This is a genomic window from Cupriavidus alkaliphilus, assembly GCF_900094595.1.
Taxonomy (GTDB): domain Bacteria; phylum Pseudomonadota; class Gammaproteobacteria; order Burkholderiales; family Burkholderiaceae; genus Cupriavidus; species Cupriavidus alkaliphilus.
In genome coordinates, this window is sequence record NZ_FMAD01000006.1 from 152,675 (window position 1) to 179,034 (window position 26,360).

Annotated in this window: 21 protein-coding genes; 8 read left to right on the forward strand and 13 right to left on the reverse strand. The window is 67.9% G+C overall.

Annotated features, from left to right (window positions below):
• Positions 1-51: 51 nt before the first annotated feature.
• From GA0116996_RS14485 to GA0116996_RS14495, 3 genes are all read right to left on the reverse strand, one after another.
• Entirely contained in the window at positions 52-3,237 is a 3,186-nt protein-coding gene (locus GA0116996_RS14485; RefSeq protein WP_092312668.1) for an efflux RND transporter permease subunit, read from the reverse strand.
• A 196-nt stretch (positions 3,238-3,433) separates the two neighbouring features.
• Positions 3,434-4,675: an efflux RND transporter periplasmic adaptor subunit gene (locus tag GA0116996_RS14490; RefSeq protein ID WP_092312671.1), complete on the reverse strand. Its 1,242-nt coding sequence runs from the start codon at positions 4,673-4,675 to the stop codon at positions 3,434-3,436.
• Between the two features lie 246 nt (positions 4,676-4,921).
• Positions 4,922-5,830 (reverse strand): alpha/beta hydrolase, encoded by a 909-nt coding sequence (locus GA0116996_RS14495; protein WP_092313339.1) that lies wholly within the window; start codon positions 5,828-5,830, stop codon positions 4,922-4,924.
• Between the two features lie 420 nt (positions 5,831-6,250).
• On the opposite strand from GA0116996_RS14495, the gene GA0116996_RS14500 reads away from it, so the two are divergent.
• Together GA0116996_RS14500 and GA0116996_RS14505 are read left to right on the forward strand one after the other, a co-directional pair.
• The gene (locus tag GA0116996_RS14500; RefSeq protein WP_092312674.1) at positions 6,251-7,186 is read left to right on the forward strand and encodes a LysR family transcriptional regulator; all 936 of its coding nucleotides are present in this window, start codon (positions 6,251-6,253) and stop codon (positions 7,184-7,186) included.
• 158 nt (positions 7,187-7,344) lie between these two features.
• Complete coding sequence (locus GA0116996_RS14505; RefSeq protein WP_092312677.1) at positions 7,345-7,917, forward strand: superoxide dismutase family protein; 573 nt, start codon at positions 7,345-7,347, stop codon at positions 7,915-7,917.
• Between the two features lie 67 nt (positions 7,918-7,984).
• On the opposite strand, the gene GA0116996_RS14510 is transcribed toward GA0116996_RS14505, so the two are convergent.
• Positions 7,985-8,983 carry an isopenicillin N synthase family dioxygenase gene (locus tag GA0116996_RS14510; protein WP_092312679.1) on the reverse strand — a complete coding sequence of 333 codons (999 nt, stop codon included), beginning with the start codon at positions 8,981-8,983 and terminating at the stop codon, positions 7,985-7,987.
• Positions 8,984-9,402: 419 nt separating this feature from the next.
• Here GA0116996_RS14510 and GA0116996_RS14515 point away from each other — a divergent pair, with 419 nt between their 5' ends.
• Entirely contained in the window at positions 9,403-10,980 is a 1,578-nt protein-coding gene (locus GA0116996_RS14515; RefSeq protein ID WP_092312682.1) for a phospholipase D family protein, read from the forward strand.
• Positions 10,981-11,006: 26 nt separating this feature from the next.
• Here the strand turns inward: GA0116996_RS14515 and GA0116996_RS14520 are convergent, their stop codons facing one another.
• Positions 11,007-11,270 (reverse strand): hypothetical protein, encoded by a 264-nt coding sequence (locus GA0116996_RS14520; RefSeq protein WP_092312685.1) that lies wholly within the window; start codon positions 11,268-11,270, stop codon positions 11,007-11,009.
• A gap of 125 nt (positions 11,271-11,395) precedes the next feature.
• Positions 11,396-12,655 carry a M20/M25/M40 family metallo-hydrolase gene (locus GA0116996_RS14525; RefSeq protein WP_092312688.1) on the reverse strand — a complete coding sequence of 420 codons (1,260 nt, stop codon included), beginning with the start codon at positions 12,653-12,655 and terminating at the stop codon, positions 11,396-11,398.
• Between the two features lie 184 nt (positions 12,656-12,839).
• Here GA0116996_RS14525 and GA0116996_RS14530 point away from each other — a divergent pair, with 184 nt between their 5' ends.
• Positions 12,840-13,940: a GlxA family transcriptional regulator gene (locus tag GA0116996_RS14530; RefSeq protein ID WP_092312691.1), complete on the forward strand. Its 1,101-nt coding sequence runs from the start codon at positions 12,840-12,842 to the stop codon at positions 13,938-13,940.
• A gap of 18 nt (positions 13,941-13,958) precedes the next feature.
• Here GA0116996_RS14530 and GA0116996_RS14535 read toward each other — a convergent pair whose 3' ends face one another.
• Positions 13,959-14,690 carry a BON domain-containing protein gene (locus GA0116996_RS14535; RefSeq protein ID WP_092312694.1) on the reverse strand — a complete coding sequence of 244 codons (732 nt, stop codon included), beginning with the start codon at positions 14,688-14,690 and terminating at the stop codon, positions 13,959-13,961.
• A 178-nt stretch (positions 14,691-14,868) separates the two neighbouring features.
• Entirely contained in the window at positions 14,869-16,533 is a 1,665-nt protein-coding gene (locus GA0116996_RS14540) for an AMP-binding protein (protein WP_092312697.1), read from the reverse strand.
• A 229-nt stretch (positions 16,534-16,762) separates the two neighbouring features.
• On the opposite strand from GA0116996_RS14540, the gene GA0116996_RS14545 reads away from it, so the two are divergent.
• Complete coding sequence (locus GA0116996_RS14545) at positions 16,763-17,437, forward strand: SOS response-associated peptidase (RefSeq protein WP_092312700.1); 675 nt, start codon at positions 16,763-16,765, stop codon at positions 17,435-17,437.
• A gap of 157 nt (positions 17,438-17,594) precedes the next feature.
• Here GA0116996_RS14545 and GA0116996_RS14550 read toward each other — a convergent pair whose 3' ends face one another.
• Positions 17,595-19,808: a TonB-dependent siderophore receptor gene (locus GA0116996_RS14550; RefSeq protein ID WP_092312703.1), complete on the reverse strand. Its 2,214-nt coding sequence runs from the start codon at positions 19,806-19,808 to the stop codon at positions 17,595-17,597.
• Between the two features lie 256 nt (positions 19,809-20,064).
• On the opposite strand from GA0116996_RS14550, the gene GA0116996_RS14555 reads away from it, so the two are divergent.
• Together GA0116996_RS14555 and GA0116996_RS14560 are read left to right on the forward strand one after the other, a co-directional pair.
• On the forward strand, positions 20,065-20,334 hold the full coding sequence (locus tag GA0116996_RS14555; RefSeq protein ID WP_092312706.1) for a BrnT family toxin: 270 nt from the start codon (positions 20,065-20,067) through the stop codon (positions 20,332-20,334).
• Entirely contained in the window at positions 20,318-20,659 is a 342-nt protein-coding gene (locus tag GA0116996_RS14560) for a BrnA antitoxin family protein (RefSeq protein WP_092312709.1), read from the forward strand. Before GA0116996_RS14555 ends, GA0116996_RS14560 begins: the two co-directional genes overlap by 17 nt.
• Before the next feature lie 15 nt (positions 20,660-20,674).
• Here GA0116996_RS14560 and GA0116996_RS14565 read toward each other — a convergent pair whose 3' ends face one another.
• From GA0116996_RS14565 to GA0116996_RS14575, 3 genes are all read right to left on the reverse strand, one after another.
• Positions 20,675-21,223 (reverse strand): TetR/AcrR family transcriptional regulator, encoded by a 549-nt coding sequence (locus GA0116996_RS14565; RefSeq protein ID WP_092312712.1) that lies wholly within the window; start codon positions 21,221-21,223, stop codon positions 20,675-20,677.
• 109 nt (positions 21,224-21,332) lie between these two features.
• Positions 21,333-22,733: a dihydrolipoyl dehydrogenase gene (locus GA0116996_RS14570; protein WP_092312715.1), complete on the reverse strand. Its 1,401-nt coding sequence runs from the start codon at positions 22,731-22,733 to the stop codon at positions 21,333-21,335.
• Positions 22,734-22,887: 154 nt separating this feature from the next.
• Entirely contained in the window at positions 22,888-23,619 is a 732-nt protein-coding gene (locus GA0116996_RS14575) for a glutathione peroxidase (protein WP_092312718.1), read from the reverse strand.
• Between the two features lie 254 nt (positions 23,620-23,873).
• Here GA0116996_RS14575 and GA0116996_RS14580 point away from each other — a divergent pair, with 254 nt between their 5' ends.
• Entirely contained in the window at positions 23,874-25,646 is a 1,773-nt protein-coding gene (locus GA0116996_RS14580) for a dipeptidase (protein ID WP_092312721.1), read from the forward strand.
• 53 nt (positions 25,647-25,699) lie between these two features.
• On the opposite strand, the gene GA0116996_RS14585 is transcribed toward GA0116996_RS14580, so the two are convergent.
• The gene (locus tag GA0116996_RS14585) at positions 25,700-26,179 is read right to left on the reverse strand and encodes a nuclear transport factor 2 family protein (protein WP_092312724.1); all 480 of its coding nucleotides are present in this window, start codon (positions 26,177-26,179) and stop codon (positions 25,700-25,702) included.
• Between the last annotated feature and the right edge of the window lie 181 nt (positions 26,180-26,360).

Consider the following 26,360-nt stretch of genomic DNA (forward strand, 5'->3'; position numbering starts at 1 on the left):
CGCCGAGGTAGCCGCCCTCTCCCGCTCGCGGAAGAGGGCGGAAAGCATGCGTCATTCAGCCGAAGCCACGGCCTGGTGTTCGACCTGCGCCGGCTGCGCGCGGCGCTGGCCCCGGGTCGCCAGCAGCCGCAGCGCCACGTAGAACACCGGCGTCAGGAACAGGCCGAAGAAGGTCACGCCCAGCATGCCCGCGAACACCGCCACGCCCATCGCATGACGCATCTCGGCGCCGGCGCCGGTGGAGATCACCAGCGGCACCACGCCCATGATGAACGCGAACGACGTCATCAGGATCGGGCGCAGGCGCAGGCGGCTGGCCTCGATCGCGGCCTGCACCACGGTGCGGCCGTGATGCTCCAGCTCGCGCGCAAACTCGACGATCAGGATCGCGTTCTTCGCTGACAAGCCCACCAGCACGATGAAGCCGATCTGCGTGAAGATGTTGTTGTCGCCCTGCGTCAGCCACACCCCGGTCATTGCCGCCAGCAGGCTCATCGGCACGATCAGGATCACCGCCAGCGGCAGCGTCAGGCTCTCGTACTGGGCAGCCAGCACCAGGAACACCAGCAGCACGCACAGCGGGAAGATCCAGATCCCGGCATTGCCGGCCAGGATGTCCTGGTAGGTGAGCTCGGTCCATTCGAACTTGATGCCCTTGGGCAGCGTTTCCGCGGCGATGCGCTCGGCGGCGGCCTGCGCCTGGCCCGACGAGAAGCCCGGCGCGGGCCCGCCGTTCATGTCGGCGGCGGTAAAGCCGTTGTAGCGCACCACGCTGTCCGGACCGAAGCCTTGCTTGACCTGCACCAGCGACGACAGCGGCACCATGTCGCCGGCGGCGTTGCGCGTCTTCAGCTGCAGGATGTCCTCGGCATGGGCGCGGAACGGCGCGTCGGCCTGCACCTTGACCTGGTAGGTCCGGCCGAACTTGTTGAAGTCATTGACATAGGCCGAGCCCAGGTAGGTCTGCAGCGTGTCGAACACGTCCGTCACCGGCACGCCCAGCTGCTTGGCCTTGACGCGGTCCAGCTTGACGTCGAGTTGCGGCACGTTGACCTGGTAGTTGCTGAAGATGCCGGTCAGCTCGGGCGTGGCGCGCGCCTTGTTGGCGAACGCGTTGGTGGCCTCGAACAGCGCGTCATAGCCCAGCGCGGCACGGTCCTCGATCATCAGCTTGAAGCCGCCGATGGTACCCAGGCCCTGCACGGGCGGCGGCGGGAACACCGCGATGAAGGCATCCTGGATCGCCGCGTACTTCTGGTTCAGCTCGGCCGCGATGGCCGCGCCGCCCAGCTCGGCGCTCTTGCGATCCTCGAACGGCTTGAGCGTGGCGAACACGATGCCGGCGCTCGGACTGTTGGTGAAGCCGTTGATCGACAGGCCCGGGAAGGCGACGGCCGATTCCACGCCCGGATGCTTGAGCGCGATGTCGCTCATCTTGCGGATCACGTCTTCGGTGCGGTCCAGCGTGGCGCCGTCAGGCAGCTTGGCAAAGCCCACCAGGTACTGCTTGTCCTGCGCCGGCACGAAGCCCTTGGGCACCAGCTGGAACACGCCCCAGGTCAGCGCCAGCATCACCGCATAGACGCCGAACACCGAGCCCTTGCGGCGGATCACGCCCTTCACGCCGCGGCCATAGCTCTCGGCGCTGCGGCCGAAGAACTTGTTGAAGCGCTTGAAGAAGCCGCCGAAGACGCGGTCCATCCAGCGCGACAGCCAGTCCTTGGGTGCGTCGTGGCTCTTGAGCAGCAGCGCCGACAGCGCCGGCGACAGCGTCAGCGAGTTGAACGCCGAGATGATGGTCGAGATCGAGATGGTCAGCGCGAACTGCTTGTAGAACTGCCCGGTCAGGCCGGTCATGAAGGCCAGCGGCACGAACACGGCGATCAGCGTCAGCGCGATGGCGATGATGGGGCCGCTGACCTCGCGCATGGCCTTGTAGGTGGCCTCCTTCGGCGTCAGCCCTTCCTCGATATTGCGCTCGACGTTCTCCACCACCACGATCGCGTCATCGACCACGATGCCGATCGCCAGCACCAGCCCGAACAGCGACAGCGCATTGATCGAGAAGCCGAACAGATGCATCAGGCCGAAGGTACCGACGATCGACACCGGCACCGCCAGCAGCGGGATGATCGATGCGCGCCAGGTCTGCAGGAACAGGATCACCACCAGCACCACCAGCGCGATCGCCTCGAACAGCGTGTGCGTCACCGCCTCGATCGAGTGGCGCACGAACTGCGTGGGGTCATAGACGATGCTGTAGTCGATGCCGTCCGGGAAGTTCTGCTTCAGCTCTTCCATGGTCTTGCGCACGTCATCCGAGATCTGGATGGCGTTGGAGCCCGGCGCCTGGAAGATGGGAATCGCTACCGCGGGCTTGTTGTCGAGCAGCGAACGCAACGCGTATTCCGACGCGCCCAGCTCGATCCGGGCGACGTCCTTCAGGTAGGTCACGGCGCCGTCGGCGGAGGTGCGCACGACGATATCGCCGAACTCTTCTACCGTGCTCAGGCGGCCCTGCGCATTGACCGACAGCTGCAGGTCGGCGCCGGGCAGCGACGGCGACTGGCCGATCACGCCGGCCGCCACCTGCACGTTCTGCTCGCGGATGGCCTTGATCACGTCGCCGGTGGCAAGCTGGCGCTCGGCCATCTTTTCCGGGTTGAGCCACACGCGCATGGCGTAGTCGCCCGAGCCGAACAGCTGCACCTGGCCCACGCCCTGCAACCGCGCCAGCCGGTCCTTGACGTTGATCACCGCGTAGTTGCGCAGATAGGTCATGTCATAGCGGTCGTTGGGCGAGACCAGGTGGACCACCATGGTCAGGTCCGGCGAGCTCTTGACCGTGGTAATGCCCAGGCGCCGCACGTCTTCCGGCAGCCGCGGCTCGGCCTGCGAGACGCGGTTCTGCACCAGCTGCTGCGCCTTGTCCGGGTCGGTGCCCAGCTTGAAGGTCACGGTCAGCGTGAGCAGGCCGTCGCTGTTGGACTGCGACGACATGTACAGCATGTCCTCGACGCCGTTGATCTGCTCTTCCAGCGGCGACGCCACGGTTTCGGCGATCACCTTGGGGTTGGCGCCCGGATACTGCGCGCGCACCACCACCGACGGCGGCACCACCTCCGGGTACTCCGAGATCGGCAGCTTGAACATCGAGATGGCGCCGATCAGGAAGATCAGCACCGACAGCACCCCCGCGAAGATGGGGCGGTCGATAAAGAATTTTGAGAGATTCATCTTGGTCTCTGCTAAAAGCGCTCCCCTGGCGGCCCGCTTGTGGCGGGCACCATCAACAGCCTGGGAAACGATGCAAACTAGGGGCGCTGGGTGTGCGGGCTCAGGTGGTTGCCATTCACGACGCGATCAGACATCGCTCAGGCGGCCCCCCGCTCCCCTCAGCGGGAGAGGGGAGCAAGCCATCGGTGCGCATGGTTTAACTCACCGGCTTCATGTCTGCCTCACCCTTCTCGCTCGCGGCCTGCTTGCGGTCGGGGGCGGTGCCGCGCGGTTCCAGTTCGCTGCGGAATGCCATGGCCACCACCTTGGGCTGCACCGTGTCGCCCGGGCGCACGCGCTGCAGGCCATTGACCACGATGTTCTCGCCCGGCTTCAGCCCCCTGCGGATCACACGCAGGCCTTCATAGTTGGGCCCGAGTTCGACTTCGCGGTAGACCAGCTTGTTGGCCTTGTCGACCACCAGCACGAACTTCTTGCCCTGGTCGGTGCCGACCGCACGGTCGTTGACCAGCACCGCCGCATGCGGCGCGCCGCCGCCCATCTTGACCTTGGCGTAGAGGCCCGGCAGCAGGCGGCCGTCGTCGTTGTCGAACACCGCGCGCACGCGGATGGTGCCGCTGCGCGTATCGAGCCGGTTGTCGACCGACTGGATCTTGCCCTGGTGCGGATGGCCGTCTTCATTGGCCAGGCCCAGGAAGACCGGCAGGTTGGCCTGTCCGCCGCCGGCGCCGGGAGCGGTGTAGCGCAGGTAGCTCTGCTCGTCGATCTCGAAGCTGGCGTAGATCGGCGACACCGACACCACGGTGGTCAGCGGCGGCGTCGCCACGCCGGGCGCCACCAGGTTGCCCACCGTGATCTCGGCGCGCGACACACGGCCGGACACCGGCGCGGTGATGCGGGTGTAGGCCAGGTTCAGGCGCGCGGTTTCCAGCTGCGCCTGCGCGGCGCGCACGTTGGCGCCGGTTTCGCGCGCGGCATGGATGCGCTCGTCGAACTCGCGCCGCGAGATCGCGTTGTCGTCCAGCAGGCGCTGTGCGCGCTCGCCCTCGCTCTTGGCGTGGGCCGCGCGCACCTGCGCCGCGGCCAGCGCGGCCTCGGCACGTGCCACCTCCGCGGCATAAGGCCGCGGGTCGATGGTGAAGAGCGGATCGCCCTTCTTCACCAGCGCGCCTTCGCGGAAGTGCACGGCATCGATGGTGCCGCCGACGCGCGGGCGGATCTCCACCCGGTCCACCGCTTCCAGGCGGCCGGAAAATTCATCCCACTCGGTGATGGTCTGCCCGACCACCGCGGCCACCTCGATGGCGGGCGCCGGCGGCGGCGTGTTGGCGTGGGCTTCGCCGCTGTGCCAAGGGCGCAGGATCGAACCGGCCACGCCGGCACCGAGCACCACGACGATGGCGAGGGCAATCAGGGTACGTCGCTTCTGCTGCTGCATTTCTCAAACTCCTGGATCGGGTTTTCTTCAACCGGAAAAGCAAATGGCCGAACGCCGCCTGCCGGTCCGCGCGGGCGGATCGGAACCATGGTCAAACTGATGGTCGGACTTGGGACCGCGCGCATCACGGCGCGCGCTGCGGTCCTGGCTCTGGCCGAAACAGAGCCGGCTGGCGGTTGTCTGGAGCGGCTCAGCCGGCGGGCTTGGCTCCAGGCCGGCTGGCGTTGGCGCCAGCGCGGCGTTCAGTCAGGGTGAGGTAGCGTCGGCCACGGCCAGACATCGCCGCAGGAACCGCGCACCTTCGTCGACCCATGCCTGACAACTGTCATGGGCCTCTTCCACGCCGTCGCCGCAGGCGCCGGGCATGATCATGGCTTGGGCCGGCACGCCGGCCTTGCCCAGGCGCCCGGCGAAGGCTTCGCCTTCGGCACGCAGCGCGTCGTGTTCGGCCACCTGCACCAGCGTGGGCGGCAGCCCGGCCAGGCGCGAGGCCAGCGCCGGGGCCGCATACGGATGCACCGTATCGGCCGGCGTCGGCAGATAGTCGCGATAGTTCTCGGCCAGGCGCTTCAGGGTTTCCATCGGCACCTGCCCGCCGTCGAACCCTGCGCAAGAGGCGTGCTGCAGGCACGGGTCGGTCACCGGCCGGATCAGCCACTGGCCGCGCGGCTGGGCGGTGCCGCGGTCACGCAGCATCTGCGCCAGCGCGATCGCCAGGTTGCCGCCGGCTTCCTCGCCCACCAGCGCGAAGCGGGTCTTGTCGACCTTCAGGCGCCGGGCATTGCGCAACACCCATTGCACCGTGCTGTGCGCGTCCTCGGGCGCCGCCGGGAACGGGTGGTCGGGCGCCAGCGAATACGCCGGCGTTACCACCACCGCTGGCACCGTCGTGGCCAGGTCCTGCACCAGGTGGCAGGCGTGTTCCAGGCCGCCGTCGACGAAGCCGCCGGCGTGCAGGTACACCAGCCAGGGCAGCAGCGCAGCGCTGTCGATGCCCGGCGCCGGGTAACCCGGCGGATAGCACACCCGCACCAGGATCTCGCGGCCGTCGCTGGTCACCGTGTGCTCGGCCACGCGCGCCTGTCCCGGCCCGGCTGCCGCGGGGGCAGTGGCGGCGCTGGCGGCTGCGGAGCGTTGGCCTGGCTTCTGTGACATGGCATCGGCGCACGGCATGGACAATGCGCTTGAGTGTTGCGATGCAACGGATTATGGTGATTGACGAGGATGGGATAAAGCGAGAGATCGCCAATGCACTGTTCCGGGATTGGAATAATCGCAAACTGGCCTGTCATACGTCTGCAAAACGAAATCCCCACGCATGACAAGGTCTTGGATTTTGTGATTCACTCCCGCTCTCGGCACGCGCGGCGGTTGGCCAGGCCGTTGCGCGCCCGGCCCGCCCGTTGGACTCCCCGCGGCGCCGGACGCCTGACAGAATCAGGCCGGCATCGCGCCCAGCCAGCGCGCACCAGTGCCAGCAGCCGGCAGACTCCCCATCACAACAACAACAAGACAGGCCGCGTGCGCCACGAGCGCGGGCGGCACGCCGTTCGGATCTATCGTCGGAACCTCATCATGGACCGTCTCGTATCAATGCAGGCATTCACCCGGGTCGTCGACGTCGGCAGCTTTGCGCGTGCCGCCGAATCGATGGACCTGCCCAAGGCCACGCTGACCCGCCTGATCCAGAACCTGGAGACCCACCTCGGCGTAAAGCTGCTGCACCGGACCACGCGCCGCATCAGCGTGACCAACGACGGCGCCGCCTACTACGAGCGTTGCGTGCGCATCCTGGCCGATGTCGAGGAGGCCGAGCAGTCGCTCACGCGCCAGAACAATTCTCCTCGCGGGACGCTGTCGGTCGATACCACCGCCGGTCTGGCGCAACTGGTGCTGGTGCCGCACCTGCATGAATTCTTCCAGGCCTATCCGGACCTGAAGCTGGAGCTGACCATCAACGGCAAGCCGATCGACCTGCTGCAGGAGGGTGTCGACGTAGTGCTGCGCGTCGGCATTCCGCTGGACGAAGCCATGGTGGCCCGCCGCATCGGCCATGTGCAACTGGCGTTCTACGCCTCGCCGATCTACCTGAAGCGCAGCGGCACGCCGCGCGACCTGGCCGAACTGGCGCAGCACAAGGCGGTCAATTTCCTGTCCAATCGCACCGGCCGGGAAATGCCGTGGCCGCTGGCGCGCGGCACCGAGCGCGGCGAGGTGCTGCTGCCCTCCGCCATTTCCACCAATGACGCGGATGTCTACCTCGGCTGCGCGCTGGAAGGCCATGGCATCGCCCGCATCTCGCGCGCCATGGCCGAGCCCTATGTGGCCAGCGGCCGGCTGGTGGAAATCCTGGCCGACTGGCAGACCGATGAACTGCCGATCTCGGCGATGTATCCGCAGAACCGGCACCTGTCGGCCAAGGTGCGGGTGTTCGTGAACTGGGCGGCCGAGCTGTTCTCGCGCCATCCGCATTTTGGTGCGGCACAGCAGCCGCTGCCCGTGGCGGCCTGAGGGCTGTCCTGAGAGGCTGGCCCAAGCCTCTGCGCCTCGCTGGCGCGATCCGCCAGCGGCGCGTATGCCTGGCGGCATGTAGGACAAAACCGGAAATCGGTTCAGCGGCCGCCGACCTATACTGTTTCTTCCGAAATCACGACAATAAGAGGATTCCGATGAAACAAGCGCTTCTCCCCCTGGCGGCTTGCATTGCCGCAACCCTGGCACTGGCCGGCTGCGCCGGCTCCGGCATGCCTTCGTCGTCCGCGGCCCAGCCGTCCGCCGCCGGCGCCACCAGCGGTGCCCGGGCGTCGGCCACGCTCCAGCCCAAGAGCGGCTCCAACACCGCGGGCACCGTCACCTTCCAGCAGCAGCCGGGCGGCGTGATGATGACCGCCGCGATTACCGGGCTGCCGCCCAATTCGGTCCACGGCTTCCACGTCCACGAGAAAGGCGACTGTTCCGCGCCTGACGCCATGAGCGCGGGCGGCCATTTCAACCCGACCGGCAAGCCCCACGGGCAGATGACCATGCCGGACCACCATGCGGGCGACATGAACAACGTCACCGCCGATGCCAGCGGCAACGTGCGCGTCAGCATGCTGCTGCCGTCGCTGTCGGTGGGCACGGGCGCCAACAGCGTGATCGGCCGCGCGGTGGTGGTGCACAAGGATCCGGACGACTACAAGACGCAGCCCACCGGCAATGCGGGCGGGCGCATTGCCTGCGGCGTGGTGGCGGCGTCCTGAGCGCCGCGCGCTGGGCGGGCGGGCCTGAACCACGCGTGTCCGGGCTCGCCGCGCTGCCGCGCTCTCCTCAGTACCCCTTGAAGTTCGCATTGACCCGCTGGCGCAGGTAATCCCCTGCGCTGATCGGCGGATACTTGCCGGCCGGCCCTGCGATCGTCGCGCCGCGGTTGGCCTGGCAGAAGAAGGCCATGCTGTAGCGCGGCCCCATGTACTCGCCCGGCGCGGGATTGCGGACGCGATGGAAGTTCGACGGCAGTTGGTCATCGCTCCAGCGCATCAGCATGTCGCCGATATTGCACGTGATGACGGTCTCGTCCGGCTCGATCGGGGTCCATGCCTGCGCCGCCATCTCCTTGCCAGGGCACACCTGCAGGCCACCCTGGCCCGGGCGCTGGAACAGCAGCGTCAGGCAGTCGAAATCCGTATGCGCGCCGGCGCGCCACAGCCCCAGCCCGTCGCGCAGCTCGGGCGGGATCGCGTAGTAGTGCAGCAGCCGCAAGGTGCTCTGGTAGTCCGGCGCGCGCGGATCGTGCGCCTGCGTGAAAAAGTCGCTGGCGAAGCCCAGCTTGTCGGCAAAGCATGACAGCACCTTCATGCCGACTTCCCAGCATTGCGCCTCGAAGGCAAGCATGGCCTCACGGAAGCCCGCCAGTTCGTCCTCACCCGGCCACAGGCCGTCCATGTGCGGGCGCGTGATCTGGTAGGACTCCTTCTGGTCCGGCGTGCCGATGGAGGGCCGGACCTGCGCGCGGCTTTCCCAGCCGGCGTTGTTGGCCTTCTGCAGCGGGTATTGCGCCTTCACTTCATCGGGCAGCGCAAAGAAGCGCTCGGTCATGGCAAAGGCATGGCGCACGCTGGCCAGGTCGATGCCGTGGTTGGCGAGCTGGAAGAAGCCGACGTCTACCGATGCCTGCCACAGCGCGTCGGCAATCTGCGGCTTGCGCCGCGCGTAGTCGGACAGGTCGATGCGGCGGATCTCGCGCTGGCGGGTTTCGGAACCGAACGCGCCCATGCGCGATTCGCGGCGGAGTTCGTCCAGGGTGCTGGCTTGGTCTGGCTGGGTCATGGCATTCCTAGTGGCAGGCGGGTCAGGGGTGGCCCCGCGCCGGCCCAGGCATGGCCGCCGACGACAATGCGCGCCGGGACAGCGCGCTCCTGAGGTCGACGGTGCCAGCCTGCGCAACGGCGCGGGGCACGGACTTCAAGAGCAATTCCCGGCCAGCCCGCATGCGCGTCGATCTGGCACGCGGCTGGTGAACGCTTCTACTCTTGCCGCGGCTTATGCAGGTTCCGGGCCAGCGCCGTACCCCACGACTCGACGGCTTTTGCCCTGCCATGCTTCGCCATGGCGCACGCAGGGCGCAGTCTGGTGCATGGCGCAGCCGCATTCCGACTGCCCGAATCGCGACGCCCGCGGCGCGCCATGGCAACATGGCGCCATCGCCGCCACCCCAGGGCCCCGCAACGGGGCCGCCCCGACGCCCAATGCCATTGCCGACCGACGCCGCATTCGTCCCCCACCGCCGCCTGCGCGCCAGTTCGCTGATGCTGTGCTGCGCCGCCCTGCTCGGCGGCTGCGCGCTGCCACCCCTCGATCCCCGCACCGAATCGTCTGCGCTGACGCCGGCCGAAGCCCGGGCCACGCCGCTGGGCCAGGCGCTGGCCGGCGAAGCGGCGCGGCATCCGGGGCTGAGCGGCATCCACCCGCTGGAGAACGCCTACGCCGCCTTTGCCGCGCGCGTGCAGCTGGCACGCACCGCGCAGCGCACGCTCGACGTGCAGTACTACATCTGGCGCGATGACCTGACCGGCACGCTGCTGCTCGAGGCCCTGCACGAGGCCGCCGATCGTGGCGTGCGCGTGCGCCTGCTGCTCGATGACAACGGCATTGCCGGCATGGACGAACTGCTGGCCGCGCTGGATGCGCATCCCCATGTCGAAGTGCGGATCTTCAACCCGTTCGTGATCCGCCACCCCAAGGCGCTCAATTTCCTGACCGATTTCCGGCGCCTGAACCGGCGCATGCACAACAAGTCGTTCACCGCCGACGGCGTCGCCACCATCATCGGCGGGCGCAATGTCGGCGACGAATACTTCGGCGCCACCGACGGCGTGCTGTTCGCCGACCTCGACGTGATCGCCGTCGGGCCCGCGGCCGGCGACGTGGCGCAGGATTTCGACCGCTACTGGTCCAGTGCGTCGGCCTACCCGGTCGACCGGCTGCTGCCGCCGGTCAGCGTGGAGCGGCTGCAGGCGCTGGCCGGGCACGCCCGCGAGGTCGAGCGCAACCCGGCCGCGGCGGCCTACCTGGCCGCGGTGCGCGAACTGCCCGACGTACGGCGGATGCTGGACGGCACGCTGCAGTTCCAGTGGGCAAGCACGCGCATGGTCAGCGACAACCCCGCCAAGGCGCTGGGCGAGGCCTCGCGCAGCACGCTGGTGGCGCACCAGCTGCGCGAAATCCTGGGCGAGCCGCAGCGCGAGCTCGACCTGGTCTCGCCCTACTTCGTGCCGTCGACCGGCGGCACGTCCTATTTCGCCGATATGGCCGGGCGCGGCGTCGCGGTACGCGTGCTGACCAATGCGCTGGAGGCCACCGATGTGGCCGCCGTGCATTCGGGCTATGCCAAGCGGCGCAAGGCCCTGCTCGAGGCCGGCGTGGACCTGTACGAACTGCGCCGCGCGGCGGCGCCCCGCAAGAAGGAAGAGCGCGCCGGACCCTTCGGCAGCTCGGGCTCCAGCCTGCACGCCAAGACCTTTGCGGTCGATGGCAGCCGGGTCTTCGTGGGCTCGTTCAATTTCGATCCTCGTTCGGCCATGCTCAACACCGAACTCGGCTTCATCATCGACAGTCCAGACCTGGCGGGCCGGATCGAATCCACCTTCGCCAGCGTGGTTCCGCAAGCGGCGTACCAGGTCAAGCTGGATGAGTCCGGCCAGCTCTACTGGCTGGAACGGCGCGGCGATGAAGTCATCCGCCACGATACCGAGCCGAACACCAGCTGGTGGCGCCGTCTCGGCATCTGGCTCCTGTCGATCCTGCCGATCGAGTCGATGCTGTAGCCGCGCGGCCGCTCAGGTGCGGGCGGTCAGATCTGGTCGATCAGGCTGCGCACCACATCGGCCAGCCGGCCGGCGCGCTGGCGCCCCTTCGCGTCAAGCCCCATGCCGCTGCCGCCGGCCAGCGCCTTCAGGCCGAACAGCGCATCGCCCACGTCGCGCCAGGCCGGGAAATCGGCATGGATCTTCTCCAGTGCGGCGGCGCCCGCCGCCACCTGGGCGGGCGCGGGCGTGTTGCCGGCCGCCAGGTCTTCCAGCGCCATGGCGGCGTCGACCAGGCCTTTGCGATTCATCTGCTGTCTCCCCGGATGCTCTTTTGTCATGGCCGCCAGGCAGGCGGCCATGACACTGTAGCAGGCCTGTGGCTGGCCTTTGCCGGGATGGGGGAAAGCCCGGGGGCGGGCTCGGTGGCGACGGCTCAGTTGCGGCCAATATCCTGCAGGATCCGCGTCATCAGGTACAGGCGCGGCACGATCGAATCCAGTTCGATATATTCATCGCGCGCGTGGTAGCCGAAGCCCGCCAGGCCGAAGCTTTCCACCACCGCGGGCTTGCCCGAGCGAGCCGCGTAGCTGGCGTCGGTGGCGCCGCCGGTGCCCTCGGCCAGCGCCAGCGTGCGGCCGTCCAGTTCGGCATAGATTTCCTGCGCGCGCTTGGCGAGCGCGCGGCCGCGCGCGTCGGCCACGAACGGCGGACGGCCCTCTTCCATCGTCACCGTGGTGTGGGTGTCGGGTACCAGCTGGCTGGACTTGACCTTGTCCTGCAGCGCCACCTTCAGCTTTTCGGCGGCACCGGCTGCCGTGGTGCGCACGTCGCCATAGGCCACGGCGCTTTCCGGGATCTGGTTGCGCACCGTGCCGGCCTGGGCCTGGGTCCAGTTCAGCTGCGAGCCCGGCACCAGGCTGGCCGCGTCGCGGGTCTGCTGCAGCTGGTGGGCCAGCTCGATCAGCGCATTGCGGCCGCGCTCCGGAGCGGCGCCGGCGTGGGAGGCGCGGCCCTTGACCTGCATGGTGGCGGTGGCGGTGCCGGAGGCGCCCAGCAGCAGGGCCTCGGCCTTGACCACGTCCTTGGCCGCGGTGGGCTCGCACGACAGCACCACGTCATGCTGCGCCGCCAGCGTGGCGATGGTTTCGGCCGAACCGACCGAGCCGACCTCCTCGTCCGGGTTGAACAGCACCGTGATCTGCGCGTAGTCGCGCCAGCCCTGCTGCTTCAGGATCTCGAGCGAGTGCAGGATCACGGCGATGCCGCCCTTGTCGTCGGCAATACCCGGGCCATAGAGCCGGTTGCCTTCCTCGCGGATCGGCTGCGTCGCCAGCGTGTTGTCGGGGTACACGGTGTCAAGGTGGGCAATCAGCATGACGCGGCGCTTGCCGGTGCCGGTGAAGGTGGCCTTGACCATGGTGCCCGGGCCCTTGGTCACGGGCAGGCGCTCCACCTTTGCACCCAGCGCCTGCAGGCGCTTCTCGGTATAGCTGGCCATCTGCGCCAGCCCCTTTGCATTAGCGCTGCCGGATTCGATCGACACCATCTCCTTGAGCGACTGCACGACCCTGGGTTGTGCGGCCTGCGCGGCCGACAGCAGCACGGCATCGGGCTGCGCGGCACTGGCCGCCGTGCCGGCCCCGGCAAGCGTCAGGGCAGCGGCAATGGCAACGTGGCGAACGGAAAACGGCATGGAATCTCCTCGGTGTGGTCTTGTTGGCGGTGCCGCGGTCCTGGCCTTTCGCCGCGGCACAACGGCACGATGCTAGTCCTTGCCAGCCACTATGGGGAGGTTCAATATCGCCAATCCGGATGCCGATCCCGCCAAGGCGTCCCGCCGCCCCCGGCACCCCCAACCATGCGAACCGCCCCAAGGCATGCCAGCCCCCACCGCCTCCGCCACCTCCATCGCGCCATCGTCACAGAACGTCCCGCTGCACGTGCGCCTGCTGTGGCTGCCGCAAGCCATGCCCGGCAGCCTGTTCACCACGCTCGACGTGCTGCGCACGGTGGCAGGCGTGGCCAGCCTGCAGCGCCCCGACGCCGCGCCGACGCTGAGCTGGCAACTGTGCGGCGCCAACGGCCGCACGCTGGCCACGGAGCTGCCCGGGCTGGTGTCGTCGACGCGGCGCGCGCGTGCGCCGGGCAGCCGCACGCTGCTGGTCATTCCCGCGCTGCTGGCCAGCAATGCGCCGCAGCTGGGCGAGCTGGTGCTGCGCGATGCCGCGGCGCTGCGCCTGGTGGAGCGCCATGCGCGCGCCGGCGGCTGGATCGCCGCGTGTGCATCGGGGATGGCCCTGCCGCTGCAGCTGGGCCTGCTGGATGGCGCCAGCGTGGGGGCGCCGTGGATGTTCCAGAGCTGGATGGCGCGCCAGTACCCGCATTGCGATCTGGCCAGCGACGCGGCCATGAGCGTGCACGGGCAAGTGTTTTCCTGCGTGGCGCCCGCGCTGCAGGTGGAGTTCATGCTGCGCGTGCTGGGACACCTGCACGACCCTGACCTGGCGCAGGCGGCGTCGCGGCTGATGCTGTTCCAGCCCGAGCGCCAGCGCAGCGTGCCGGCGCTGGTGTCGCAACGCTGGCTCGGCCGCACCGCCGACAGCCCGGTCTACCGCGCCATCCAATGGCTGCGCGACCATGTGTCCGAGCCCTACCGGCTCGCCGCCGTGGCACAGGCGGCGGCGGTCAGCGAACGCACGCTGCTGCGGCATTTCCGCCAGGTCACCGGCATGACGCCGCTGGACTACCTGCACACGCTGCGCGTGGAACGCGCACGCATGCTGCTGGAAGTCACGCTGCACGGCACCCATGCCATTGCCGAGGCGTGCGGCTACAGCGATGCCGCGGCGTTCCGCCGGCTGTTCCAGCGTGCCACCGGCATGTCGATGTCGGACTACCGCGCCCGCTTTGCGCTGCGGGCGCGGCGGCGCTACTGGCGCATGGAAGACACCGCCGCGCAGCGCGGCGCGCACCGGTAGCCGGTCCCGCGTCCGCGCTCAGGGGCGCAGCGAGATGTGGTTGACCACGTCCTCGACGCCCTGCACGTACCACGCATCGCGCTCGGCCTGGCGGCGCGTGCGCTCGCTGTTGACGCAGCCCTCCAGCGTCACCACGCGGTCCTGGGTATGCGCGCTGACCTGGGCGGCATCCACGAAGGGATCGGTCTCCAGCACCAGCATCAGCGCCTCGGTGATTTCATCGTCGCGGTCGGTCTCGGCGGGCGCCACCACCAGTTCGTTGACCACGCAGCGGCAGCCCCGCGACCACCACGCCAGCACGCCGGCCAGGCGCATGTGCGACAGGCTGATCACCTGCCCCCACAGCGTCACCACGCCGTCCTGCACCGCGACCTCGATCCAGCCGTTGCGTTCGTTCACCGGCTCGCGCATGGCCTCCGGCTTGCCCTTGACGCGCGCGCAAATCTTGCAACTGTGGAATTCGACGGCATTGAGCAGGCGCTCGCACACCGCGTCGCGCAGTTCGCCGTCGCCGACCGGGGCGCCGCCGTCGGTCACGCGCAGGTGGTCGATCACGCTGGTGACGCCGTCCACGCGCCGCAGCGTCGCCGCGGCCCGGGTCTTGTCGACGATATCGGCCACCTCGCCCTCGAGGATCAGCGCCCCGTCCGAGAGCCGCAGATGGATGGTGGGATGGAGGACATGGCCCTGATAGGGCACATGGGCCAGGGCTGCGCGCGCCTGCGTCAGCACCGCTTCGCTACTCTGCATGTTGTCGCCTCGCCGGTTGGTCTGGAGATGGAGGGATGCGCGCCCCTGCCTGCAGGCGCGCGGGAGCGGCGCCGCGGCCTCCTTCACCCCCGGGACCCCGGCAACCGCTTCCTCATTATAGGAAGCGGTCCGCCGCGGGCCCGGCGGGCCCTGCCCCCGCCAGCCGGTACGGCAAGGCTCAGGCGCCCGCGGCCTCGCGCGCGCGTGCGACTTCCTGGTTGCGCAGGATAAAGCGCTGGACCTTGCCGCTGGGGGTCTTGGGCAGTTCGGCGACGAACTCGATCTCGCGCGGGTAGGCATGGGCAGCCAGGCGCTGGCGCACGTGCAGGCGCAGGGTCTCGGCCAGTTCGGGCGAGGCCGGATGCTGCGGATCCAGCACCACGAAGGCCTTGATCAGTTCGGTACGCTCGGGGTCTGGCTTGCCGATCACCGCGGCCTCGACTACCGCCGGGTGCTCGATCAGCGCGCTTTCCACGTCGAACGGCCCGACCCGGTAGCCCGAGGTGGTGATGACGTCGTCGGCGCGGCCGATAAAGCTGATGCTGCCGTCGTCGTTGAGCTCGGCGGAATCGCCGGTCAGGTAATAGTCGCCGGCAAAGGCGCTGGTAGGCGTGCCGTGGTAGCCGCCGAACCAGCACATTGGCGAGCGCTTCAGGTCCAGCGCCAGCGTGCCCGGCTGGCCGGCTGGCAGTTCGCGCAGTGCGTCGTCGACCACCACCACGCGGTGCCCGGGGCTGGCAAAGCCGGCCGCACCCATGCGTACCGGGTGGGCCAGGGCGTGGTGGTTGCACAGCACCATGCCCAGCTCGGTCTGGCCATAGTGGTCATGGATGGTGACGCCCAGCTCGCTGGCGAACCAGCGGATCACTTCGGGGTTGAGCGGCTCGCCGGCGCTGCTCACGGCGCGCAGCTGCCCGCGCAGCGGGCCGGACACGGCTTCGCCCGCCGCGATCAGCAGCCGGTACGCCGTGGGCGACCCGGCCAGGTTGGTGATGCCGTATTTGCGGATCACGCGGCAAGTGCTGTCGACGGTGAACGAGCCGTCGTAGAACGTGGTGGCATGGCCCAGCGACAGCGGTCCGGTGACGGCGTAGTACAGGCCGTAGGCCCAGCCCGGGTCGGCCAGGTTCCAGAACGCGTCGTCGTCGCGCAGGTCGACCGCGTCGCGCATATAGCCGGCAAACGCCGCAATGGCCTTGAGCGGCACCAGCAGCGGCTTGGCCGGGCCGGTGGTGCCGGAGGTGAACATCATCAGGAAGGGGTCGTCGCCGCGCCGCATCACCGGCGCGAACGATGCCGGCTGGCGTGCCAACTCCGCCCAGAAGCTGAAATCGCCCGCGCTCACGGCGTGTTGCGCCGTGCTGCCCTGGGTGCCGGCCACGGTGACGATGGCAGGACATCCCGCTACCTCGTCCAGCTTGGGCCGGTTGGCGGTATCGGTGACCACCATCTTTGCGCCCGACGCATTGAGCCGGTGCTCGATGGCCTTGGGGCCAAAGGCGGTGAACAGCGGCTGGTACACGGCCCCGGCGCGCCACGTGCCGAGGATCGTCACCAGCAGTTCGGCGTTGCGCGGCAGCAAGCCGGCGACGCGGTCGCCCGGCTGCACGCCCTGCGCCTGGAGGAAGCCAGCGAACTGTGCCGACAGCGCCTGCAGTTCGGCAAAGGTCCAGCTGCGCGCATCGCCGTTGCGCCCTTCCCAGTTCAGCGCAATGCGGCCGGGCTGTGCGTGCCGGTCGCAGCATTCGACGCAGGCGTTCATCGCCGCCAGGCTGCCGTGCAGCTGTCGGGCCACGGCGTCGTCATAGGAAAATCCGTCGAAAGCTTGGGCGTAGTCGCGCATGAAGTCTCCTGAATCCGGCTTGTGCCTTGTAGTCGGTGGCCGTGCGCGTTGGCCACGCCACGGCTGCCGCAAGAGTGTGCGCCACGGCGCGCCGATCCGGCAATAACCGAATCCGCCAGCGCGGCTGACGGTTTTTGCCATCCCTGCCATGCGAACGGGGCGCCGAAGCGACCTTGACGCGGCGCCCCCGGCCCCACACGATACGGGCATCACCTTCGGGAGACAGCGCATGTGCACCAACTATGCCCCGGTCCAGCGCCGCATCCTGCGGGAAATCTTCGGCGTTGAGCCACCCGCGGGCGGGTACAAGGCCGAGACCTACCCCGACTATGCAGCGCCGATCGTGCGCGCCGATGACGGCGGTGCACGCAGCGCCGACCTGGCCTCGTTCGGCATGGTGCCGCGCTCGCGCATTCCACCGGGCGCACGGCGTTACGACACCACCAATGCCCGCAGCGAAACCGTGGGCGAGCGACCCGCCTTCGCGCGCTACTGGCGCCAGGGCCAGTTCTGCCTGATACCGGCCACGGCGTTCTATGAGTTTGCGTACCCCGAGGATGCGGCGGACGGTGCGGCGCCGGGCAAGCCGGTGCGCTGGCGCGTCTGGCTGCCCGGCGAGCCGGCCTTCGGCATTGCCGGGCTGTGGCGCGGCTGGCCGGACCAGGCGCTGTCCTTCACCATGCTGACCGTCAACTCGGCGCAGCACGCGCTGCTGCAGCGCTTCCACAAGCCGGGCGACGAGAAGCGCGCCGTGGTCATCGTGCCGCGCGCACAGTGGGACGACTGGCTGACGTGCCGGGACCCGGAGATCGCCCGCACCTTCCTGCGCCTGTTGCCGGCCCATGCCATGCAGTCCGAGCCGGCGCCCAAAGTGCAGGGAGCGCCCATTCCCGACGCGGATTAGCGCGACGGGCGCAAGCGGCGGCATGCCCGATCCGCCGCTGCCCTTGCCATGGCGATTTTCCGGACTACACTCGTTGCTGGACGCCGACGGGCGTCTGATTGCTGATCGGGCCCCCGACCACCCCGGCCGGGGGCTCGATTCTTTGCGCCATTCCCGCTCAGAAGCGATAGGTGACCGTGCCCACCACCGTGCGGCGCGCACCGAAGTAGCAATCGCCGCGCGCGAGGCAGGTGGTCAGGAACTGCTTGTCGAACAGGTTGTTGGCGTTCAGCGCGACCCGCAGGGGGCCGTGGTCATAGGCGATCATGGCGTCGTACAGCGTCACGCCGCCCACCCGGTTCTGATCGTTGCCGTCATAGCTGGGCCCGACGTAGCGCAAGCCGCCGCCCGCCACGAAGCCCGGTATCCCGAACAGCTTGAAGCGATAGTTGGCCCACAGCGATGCCATGTTCGACGGCGTGCTCGCCAGCTTCTTGCCGACCTCGGCCGGGGTGCCGTCGGTCACGCGCGCATCCAGGTAGGTGTAGGTCGCGATCACGTCGAGGCGGTTCGTCAGCGACGCCAGTGCCTCCACCTCGATGCCGCGCGTGCGCGCCTCGCCCACCTGCACCGAATCGGGAATGCCGTTGACCACGCCGGCGGTCTTGCGGTTCTTCTCGCGCATGTCGAACGCCGCGATGGTCAGCGTGGCGTTCTTGCCCGGCGGCTGGTACTTGATGCCCGCCTCCCACTGCGAGCCGCGCAGCGGCTTGAAGGCCTGGTTGGCCTTGTTGAAGCCGGCCAGCCCCTGGAACGACTCGGAGTAGCTGACGTACGGGTTCAGGCCGATGTCCGAGCGGTACATCAGGCCGGCGCGCTTGGTCAGCTCGCTGTCGTCGCGGCTGGCCGACGGCGTGTTGTCCTGCGCGGCGCGCGACCAGTCATAGCGCAGCCCCAGCATCAGCAGCCACTTGTTCCAGGCCAGCTGGTCCTGCACGTACAGGCCGGTCTGCGCCTGCGTGGCGGGATTCAGGGCCCGCGTGCCCGGCAGCGTGAAATTGCCGTAGACCGGGTTGAAGATATTGAGCGGCGCGGCAGTCCCGCCCACCCCGGCGTTACCGGTGATTTCCGAGTGCTGGTAGTCCACGCCGGTCAGCAGCGTGTGCTGGACCGGGCCGGTGCGGAAGTTGGTCTGCGCCTGCGTGTCGACGGCAAACGAGTTCAACGTCGGCTGGCTGACGTACACCGTGCGGCGCAGCAGCGAATTGCTGCCGGGCACCCAGCCATGGCCGGCGCCGTTGAATCCGGCGGCATAGATGCTGCGGTAGTCCACCGAGCTGTGCGAGTAGCGCAGGTTCTGCCGCACCGTCACGGTGTCGTTGAACTTGTGCTGGAATTCGTAGCCGACCGACTGCTGCTCTGCGGTGTAGCGGTCAAAGCCGGGTTCGCTGATGAACAGGTGGTCGGGAATCTGCCCGCCCGGGTTCGGAGTCAGCGTGCCGCGCCACGGGAAGAAACCGACCGAAGTCCCGCTCACGTCGCGCTGGAAGTTGGCCAGCAGCGTCAGCGAGGTGTCCTGGGTCGGCCGCCATGTCAGCGACGGCGCGAGCAGGTAGCGGTTGTCCTGTACGTAGTCCACCTGCGTGTCGCTGTCGCGCGCCAGCGCCACCAGGCGGTACAGCCACTTGCCGTCCGCATCGAGCGGCCCGGTCACGTCGGCCTGCACCTGCTTGCGGTTGTAGTTGCCGAACTGCACCCCGATCTCGCGCGCCGCTTCCGGTTGCGGACGCTTGCTGACGAGGTTCAGGATGCCGCCGACCGCGCCCTGCCCGAACAGCATCGACGACGGCCCGCGCAGCACGTCGATGCGCTCCAGGGCGTATACGTCGGGACGCACGTTGTTGTAGAAGCCGACCTGGTTCAGCAAGCCATCGCGATACTGCGTGAAGTCCGTGCCACGGAACTTGCCCCAGTCACCGCGCGCGTCATTGCCGTAGGGACCGGCGTAGACCCCGGCGCTATAGCCGATGGCCTGCTGCACGCTCTGCGCACCCTGCGCCTCCATGCGGTCGCGCGTGATGACGGTGATCGACTGGGGCGTCTCCATCACGGGCGTGTCGGTCTTGGTGGCGGTGGCGCTGCGTTTGGCGACAAAGCCGTGGACCGGGCCCGTGGCGGTTTCATCGTCGCTGTTGGCGCGCACCGTGACGGCCGGCAATTCCGCCGCGGCTGCGGTCGCCGGCGCGGCAGGCACAGGGCTCTCGCCGGATTGCGCAAACACGCCGCCGGCCTGCAGGCTCAGCACGAGGGTGGTCAGGGAAAGGCGGCATGGGGTGGCAAGCGCGGAGCGGGCAAAGCGTGGCTTCGCCCGCGGGGTCGGGTGCAGAGGCATCACTCAGGGATCGAAAGGTGGCGATGCCGCAAAGGGGCATCACAAGTGGAAAATTCTGATTACGAATAGGAATGATTCGTGATTACATCAGAATTGTAGCCTGAATGTGTCAGAAGCGAGACATAGGACAACGACTTTCATGGAACGTCGTCGACCAAGTGATCGCTTTTCCGCTTTATGCGATGCCAGCCGCGATTTTTTCGCTATAGCATAAAAATATTGCCCACCTTATTTTGTGCTGCTACAGTAAATCCGAATGGAAATCGAGTTTGACTTGGCAAAGGACGCCATCAACCAACGCCATCACGGGTTGTCGCTGGCCGCCGCAGGGTTGATGGACTTTGATTGCGCCCTCTTGAAAATCGATGACCGCAAACCGTACGGCGAAACCCGTTACATCGCATATGGACCGATTGGTGCGCGCCTGTATTGCCTGGTATTCACCCTGCGCGGCGACACACTGAGGGCAATCAGCCTGCGTAAGGGCAACTCAAGAGGGATGCGAGACTATGAACAGGAAGCCTGACCTCATCCGCCCCACCCCCGCAGAGGACGCCACCATCGCGCGCGGCATTGCGGAAGACCGCGATGCGGTGTCAGTGCCGACAGAGCAGTTCAAGGAGATGCGCTCAGCGCGGGAGGTGCTCGGCAAGGATAAAGCCGATGCACTGGCAAAGCGCCGCGGCAGGCCGGCCAAACCAGTCAGCGAACGCAAGGTCAATCAGACGCTGCGCATCGATCCCGACGTGCTGGCGGCTTACAAGGCAACCGGCAGCGGCTGGCAAACGCTGATGAACGAGGCGCTGCGCGACTATGCGGCAGCGCGCCGGATGCTGCTGCCCAGGCGATAGGCCCGGACGATCTCTTCAATCGTCCTGCAGGCGACCAAGGAACCGCCTCCCGGCCTCGATCACCCCGCTATCCGGCTGCGTCTGGTAGCGCACGATCATCCCCTCGATGCATAGCATCGCCTCCGCCGCGACCGCCTGTGGCGCACGCAGGCCCAGGCGCGCCGCGAGGTCGGCAATGAAGGCTTCCAGTTCGGCCTTGTGGGCTGCCGCCTGCTGCTGCGCCTGGGCATCGCCGCCAGCCTCGGCCACCACATTGATGAAGGCACAGCCGCGGAAGTCGCTGCCGAACCAGTCGGCCAGCGTATCGGCGATCACATCCAGGCGCGGCCGCGCCGCCAGGCGGGCTTCCACGTCCTGGCGGAACCACGCCATCCACTCGTCATGCCGGCGCGCCAGGAACGCGGCAATCAGCGCGTTCTTGGAGGCGAAATGGCGATACAGCGACATCTTGGCCACGCCGGACTCGGCAATGATCCGGTCGATGCCGGTGGCGCGATAGCCCTCCTGGTAGAACAGGCGGGCGGCGGTGTCGAGGATGCGGTCGCGGGCGGAAGGCGTGGCCATGTGGGGAAAGCTTGGGTAGCGGGAACAGGACAACAGCCGGGGGCAGCGCGCCGTCCCGGCCGTGTCTCGATACTATGACAGACAGACCTGTCTAGCAATCGCCGTGCGATCAGCCTTCAAGCCTGGCGGCCGCATCGCGCAGCGCGGTGCGCAGGCCCTCTTCCACCACCGGGTGGTAGAACGGCATCGTCAGCATCTGCGCGATGGTCAGGCCCTGCTGGTACGACCACGCCAGCAGGTGGGCGATATTCTCGGCGCGCGGGCCGGTCCATTCGGCGCCCAGGAAGCGGCCCGTGGTCTTGTCGGCATAGACGTGCATCAGCCCCCGGTTCTTCAGCATGACGCGGCTGCGGCCCTGGTCTTCGAAGCTGACCTCACCAGTGACGAAGCTGTCCTCCCCGCGCGCCGCCAGGTCCGCGTAGCGCTGGCCGACCATCGCGATCTGCGGGTCCGTGAACACCACCGCGATCGGCGCGCGGCGCGCCAGCGGCTTCACCTGCGGATAGCTGGCGGCGTTCTCGCCGGCGGCCTTGCCTTCGTCGGCGGCCTCGTGCAGCAGCGGCAGGATGTTGTTGGCATCGCCGGCGATAAAGACCGGCGCGTTGCCGCACTGGAGCGTGTGCGCGTCGAACAGCGGCACGCCGCGCGCATCCAGCGCCAGGCCGGTGTTCTCCAGGGCCAGGCCGCGCACATTGGGGGCGCGGCCGGTGGCTGCCAGCGCGTAGTCGAAGCGCTCGGTCACGCTGCGGCCTTCGCGGTCGAGATAGGTCACCACCACCTGGTCGCCGTCGCGGCCCATGTCGGTCACCTTGGCATCGGGATCGAGGTAGAACTCCTGGTTGAAGGTGCGTGCCGCGTCGGCGCGGATCACCGGGTCGGTCAACGGCCCGAGCGAGCCGCTGACCCCGAACACGCGCACCCGCACCCCCAGCCGCGACAGCGCCTGGCCCAGCTCCAGCCCGATCACGCCCGGGCCGAACACCACCACGCTGCCGGGCAGGTCCTGCCACGAGAACACATCGTCATTGACGATCAGGCGGTCGCCGAACACCCGGAACGGCGCCGGCAGCACCGGCGTGGAACCGGTGGCGATAACCACGCGGCTGGCACGCACGGTGGTATGCCCGTCCACCTCCAGCGTGGTGGTGTCGATAAAGCGGGCATAGCCGCGAATGCGGTCGGCCGGCGCGATGTTCTCCACGCCGCGCACCACGAAGCCGACAAAGCGGTCGCGCTCGCTGCGCACGCGCGCCATCACCTCGCGGCCATCGATGCGGACCTGGCCATCGACATGCACGCCGAACGGCGCGGTGTGGCGCAGTTCGTGCGCGGCCTCGGCGGCGGCGATCAGCAGCTTGGAGGGCATGCAGCCCACGCGGGCACAGGTGGTGCCGTAGGGGCCGCCTTCGATGATCACGGCGCGCTTGCCCGCCGCAATCGCGGCGCGGTAGGCGGCAAGGCCGGCGGTGCCTGCGCCGATCACGGCGACGTCGGTCTGGATGGTGGTCATGGCGGTGGTTCCTTTGTGTTCTGAAGCGTCAGGCTGGGTCAATCAGCGGGCTGGATGGCGCTGCCCGGCGCGGTTCGGGCAAGGCGGCGCCATCGGGTCCGGCGACTGCCGGCCCCGTGGATCGGGGCAAGAATGGGAATCGGCTGATTGGGGCTCAGGCGGCCAGGTACTGCTGCAGCGCTTCGGCGCCGCCGATCAGCTTGCCGTTGATAAAGACCTGCGGTGCGGTCATCTCGCCCGAGACGGCGCCCAGCACCTTGCCTCGCACCTTGTTGTCGAGCGGCACGTCGATGTAGTCGAAACCGTGGTCGTCGAGCAGCTGCTTGGCCTTGGCGCAGAACGAGCAACCGACCTTGGAGAACACCACCACCTGGTCAGGCTTGCGCGCGCCGGGGGCGATGTAGGCCAGCATGGTGTCGGCGTCGGACACCTTGAACGGGTCGCCCGGCTCTTCCGGCTCGATGAACATCTTCTGCACCACGCCGTCCTTGACCAGCATCGCATAGCGCCAGCTGCGCTTGCCGAAGCCCAGGTCGGCCTTGTCCACCAGCATGCCCATGCCTTCGGTGAACTCACCATTGCCATCGGGGATCATGGTGATGTTTTCGGACTCCTGGTCCTTGGCCCATTCGTTCATCACGAAGGTGTCGTTCACCGACACGCACAGGATGTCGTCGACGCCGTGCTTGGCGAAGACCGGCGCCAGTTCGTTGTAGCGCGGCAGGTGGGTCGAGGAACAGGTCGGGGTGAAGGCGCCCGGCAGCGAGAACACCACCACGGTCTTGCCGTCGAACAGCTCGCCGGTGGTGACGGTCTTCCACTCGTTGTCTTCACGCACACGGAAAGCGACATTGGGAACGCGTTGGCCTTCGCGGGATTGCAGCATCAGTTCACTCCTGGTTCTGGATCGGGTTGGTTCGGCTGCGGGTTGCAGCGAAGGCCCCATTCTGTAGACCGGCAAGTGATTTGTACAATTCATCGTTTCAAAAGCGATGATTGTCAAAGACTATGATTGAGGGATCGGCACCGCCTATCGGTTCGGAAGCTGTCCAGCCCGCGCGGACGAAAAAGCATATTTTTTCGGGAAAACCCCGGGGAGTGCCCTATCATGCGGCATCTCCTCAGACTCCGGCCTTCGCAATGACCCGACCTTGCCGCCTGCCGTACCGCCATCGGTGGGCATCCCTGCTTGCGCTGTCGCTCGCGCTGGCCCTTCCCGCGCACGCGCAGACGCTGAAGAAGCCGGCGCTGGAAGCCCTGACCGGCAACAGCCCGGCCGCGGCCAAGGCGGCCCAGGCCGACCTGCCGGCCTTCATGGCGGCGGCGGCCAAGGCCGAGCCGATGGTCGCGCCCGCGGTGGCGGCGTGGCAGTCGAAGACGCCGCTGTCGGGCGACAACCTGGTCAACGTCGCCCGGCTGCTGGGGGTCTACAACCGGCTGCGCAACGAGACCGCGGCCATCGATTTGCTGGGCAGGATGGTGGCGTTGCGCACCGTGCGCGAGGAAAAGATCGCCCAGCACGAGAACCCCGCCATCATCGAGTTCGGCAAGATGATCGAAGGCATGGCGCGCGAGTTCGGGCTGGCCTATCGCAATGTCGACAACCGCGTGTTTGAGGTGACCTTGCCCGGCGGCGGCAAGGACACCTTCGGCATCCTGACCCACGCCGACGTGGTGCCGGCAGTGGCTGAGGAATGGGTGCTGGACGACGGCACCCGGCTTGACCCGTTCCGCATGACGCGCATCGGCGACCTGCTGTACGGACGCGGCACCATCGACGACAAGGGCTCGATCGCCGCGGTGCTGTACGCGATGAAGACCGTCAAGGAAAGCGGCGTGCCGCTCGAGCGCAGCATCCGGCTGATGATCGAGACCACCGAGGAAACCGGTGGCGACGGCATGAAGTACTACCGCCAACACACTACGCTGCCCGAGTACAACGTCGTGCTCGACAGCAAGTATCCGGCCGTGGTGGCCGAGAAAGGGGCGGGCACGCTGACCGTCTCGTTCGGCATCAAGGCGGCCGACGACAAGCGCGCGCCCAGCCAGGCCGACAACAAGGGCCCCGCCATTGTCGCGATGCGCGGCGCGGCCTCGGCCAACGCGATTCCCGAAACCGCCACCGCGCGCATCGCCGGCGGCGATCCGGCCGCGGTGGCCGCCGCGCTGGAACAGGCGCGCGCGGATTTCGTGCGCCGCTATACGCCGCGCGGCAAGTTCTCCATCGACGTCAAGCGAGCCGGCAACGATGTCGAAGTCAAGGTCACCGGCGCCTCGGCGCACGGCTCGCGGCCCGAAGAAGGCGTAAACCCGCTGCCCCGGCTGGCGCTGTTCCTGCAGGCCAGCGGGGTGCGCTTTGCCGAAAACCACTACCTGAACGCGGTCCGCTACCTGAACGACCTGTACGGCCTGGACTATCTGGGCAACCGCATGGACGTGGCCTACCGCGATCCGTTCATGGGCCCGCTGACCATGTCGCCCACGCTGGTGCGCGAGCGCGGCGAATACGTCGACGTGGTCACCAACGTGCGCATGCCGCGCGGGCGCACGCCGGACGAACTGGGCGGCAAGATCACCAAGCGCATTTTCGGCTGGGCCGCCACCCATGGGCCGGTCGAGATCAAGTACGACCAGGGCAACTGGATGGCGCGCGATCCGAAGGGTGCATGGCTGTCGACGCTGCTCAACATCTTCGGCGATACCACCGGACTGGAAGCCAAGCCGGTCGCCACCGCCGGCAGTACCACGGCCAAGCTGATGCCCAACGCCATCAACTTCGGGCCGGCCATGCCGGGCAAGAAATACACCGCGCACAACGCGCGCGAGTACAAGGAAGTGGCCGACCTCAATCTCGATATGCAGATGTTCACCGAGATGCTGGTGCGGATCGGCAACCTGGACAAGATGCAGTAAGCCGGCCGTTTGCATTTTCCCCTCTCCCGCGCGCGGGAGAGGGGCCACACCCATCACAAGCCCAGTTCGCTCAAGCCCGGATGCCCGTCCGGGCGACGGCCCAGCGGCCAGTGGAACTTGCGATCCGCCAGCCGGATCGGCGCATCGTTGATGCAGGCAAAGCGCTTGCGCATCAGCCCCGCCTCATCGAATTCCCAGTTCTCGTTGCCGTATGACCGGTACCAGTTGCCGGAATCGTCGTGCCATTCATAGGCAAAGCGCACGGCGATGCGGTTCTCCTCGTGCACCCATAGTTCCTTGATCAGGCGGTAATCCAGTTCCTTCTGCCATTTGCGCTGCAGGAACGCGACGATATCGGCGCGGCCGTTGACGAATTCGGCGCGGTTGCGCCAGGCGCTGTCGACGGTATAGGCCAGCGCCACGCGCTCCGGATCGCGGCTGTTCCAGCCGTCTTCGGCGGCGCGGACCTTGGCGATGGCGGTTTCGCGGGTGAACGGAGGCAGCGGCGGACGGGTTTCAACGGGTGTGGACATGGAGGCTCCTTGGGACAGGCATTGAAGTGGGGATTAACGACAGGTGATACAGACCTGTCTCATTATTGGTAGACAGATCTGTCTTGTCAAGGCAGGATGGCGACTTAATTCAAAAGCAAGACCCGGAGTGTGCCGCGCACGGACCCGGCCTAAAGTTGGCACCATGCAAGCACAGGACAGG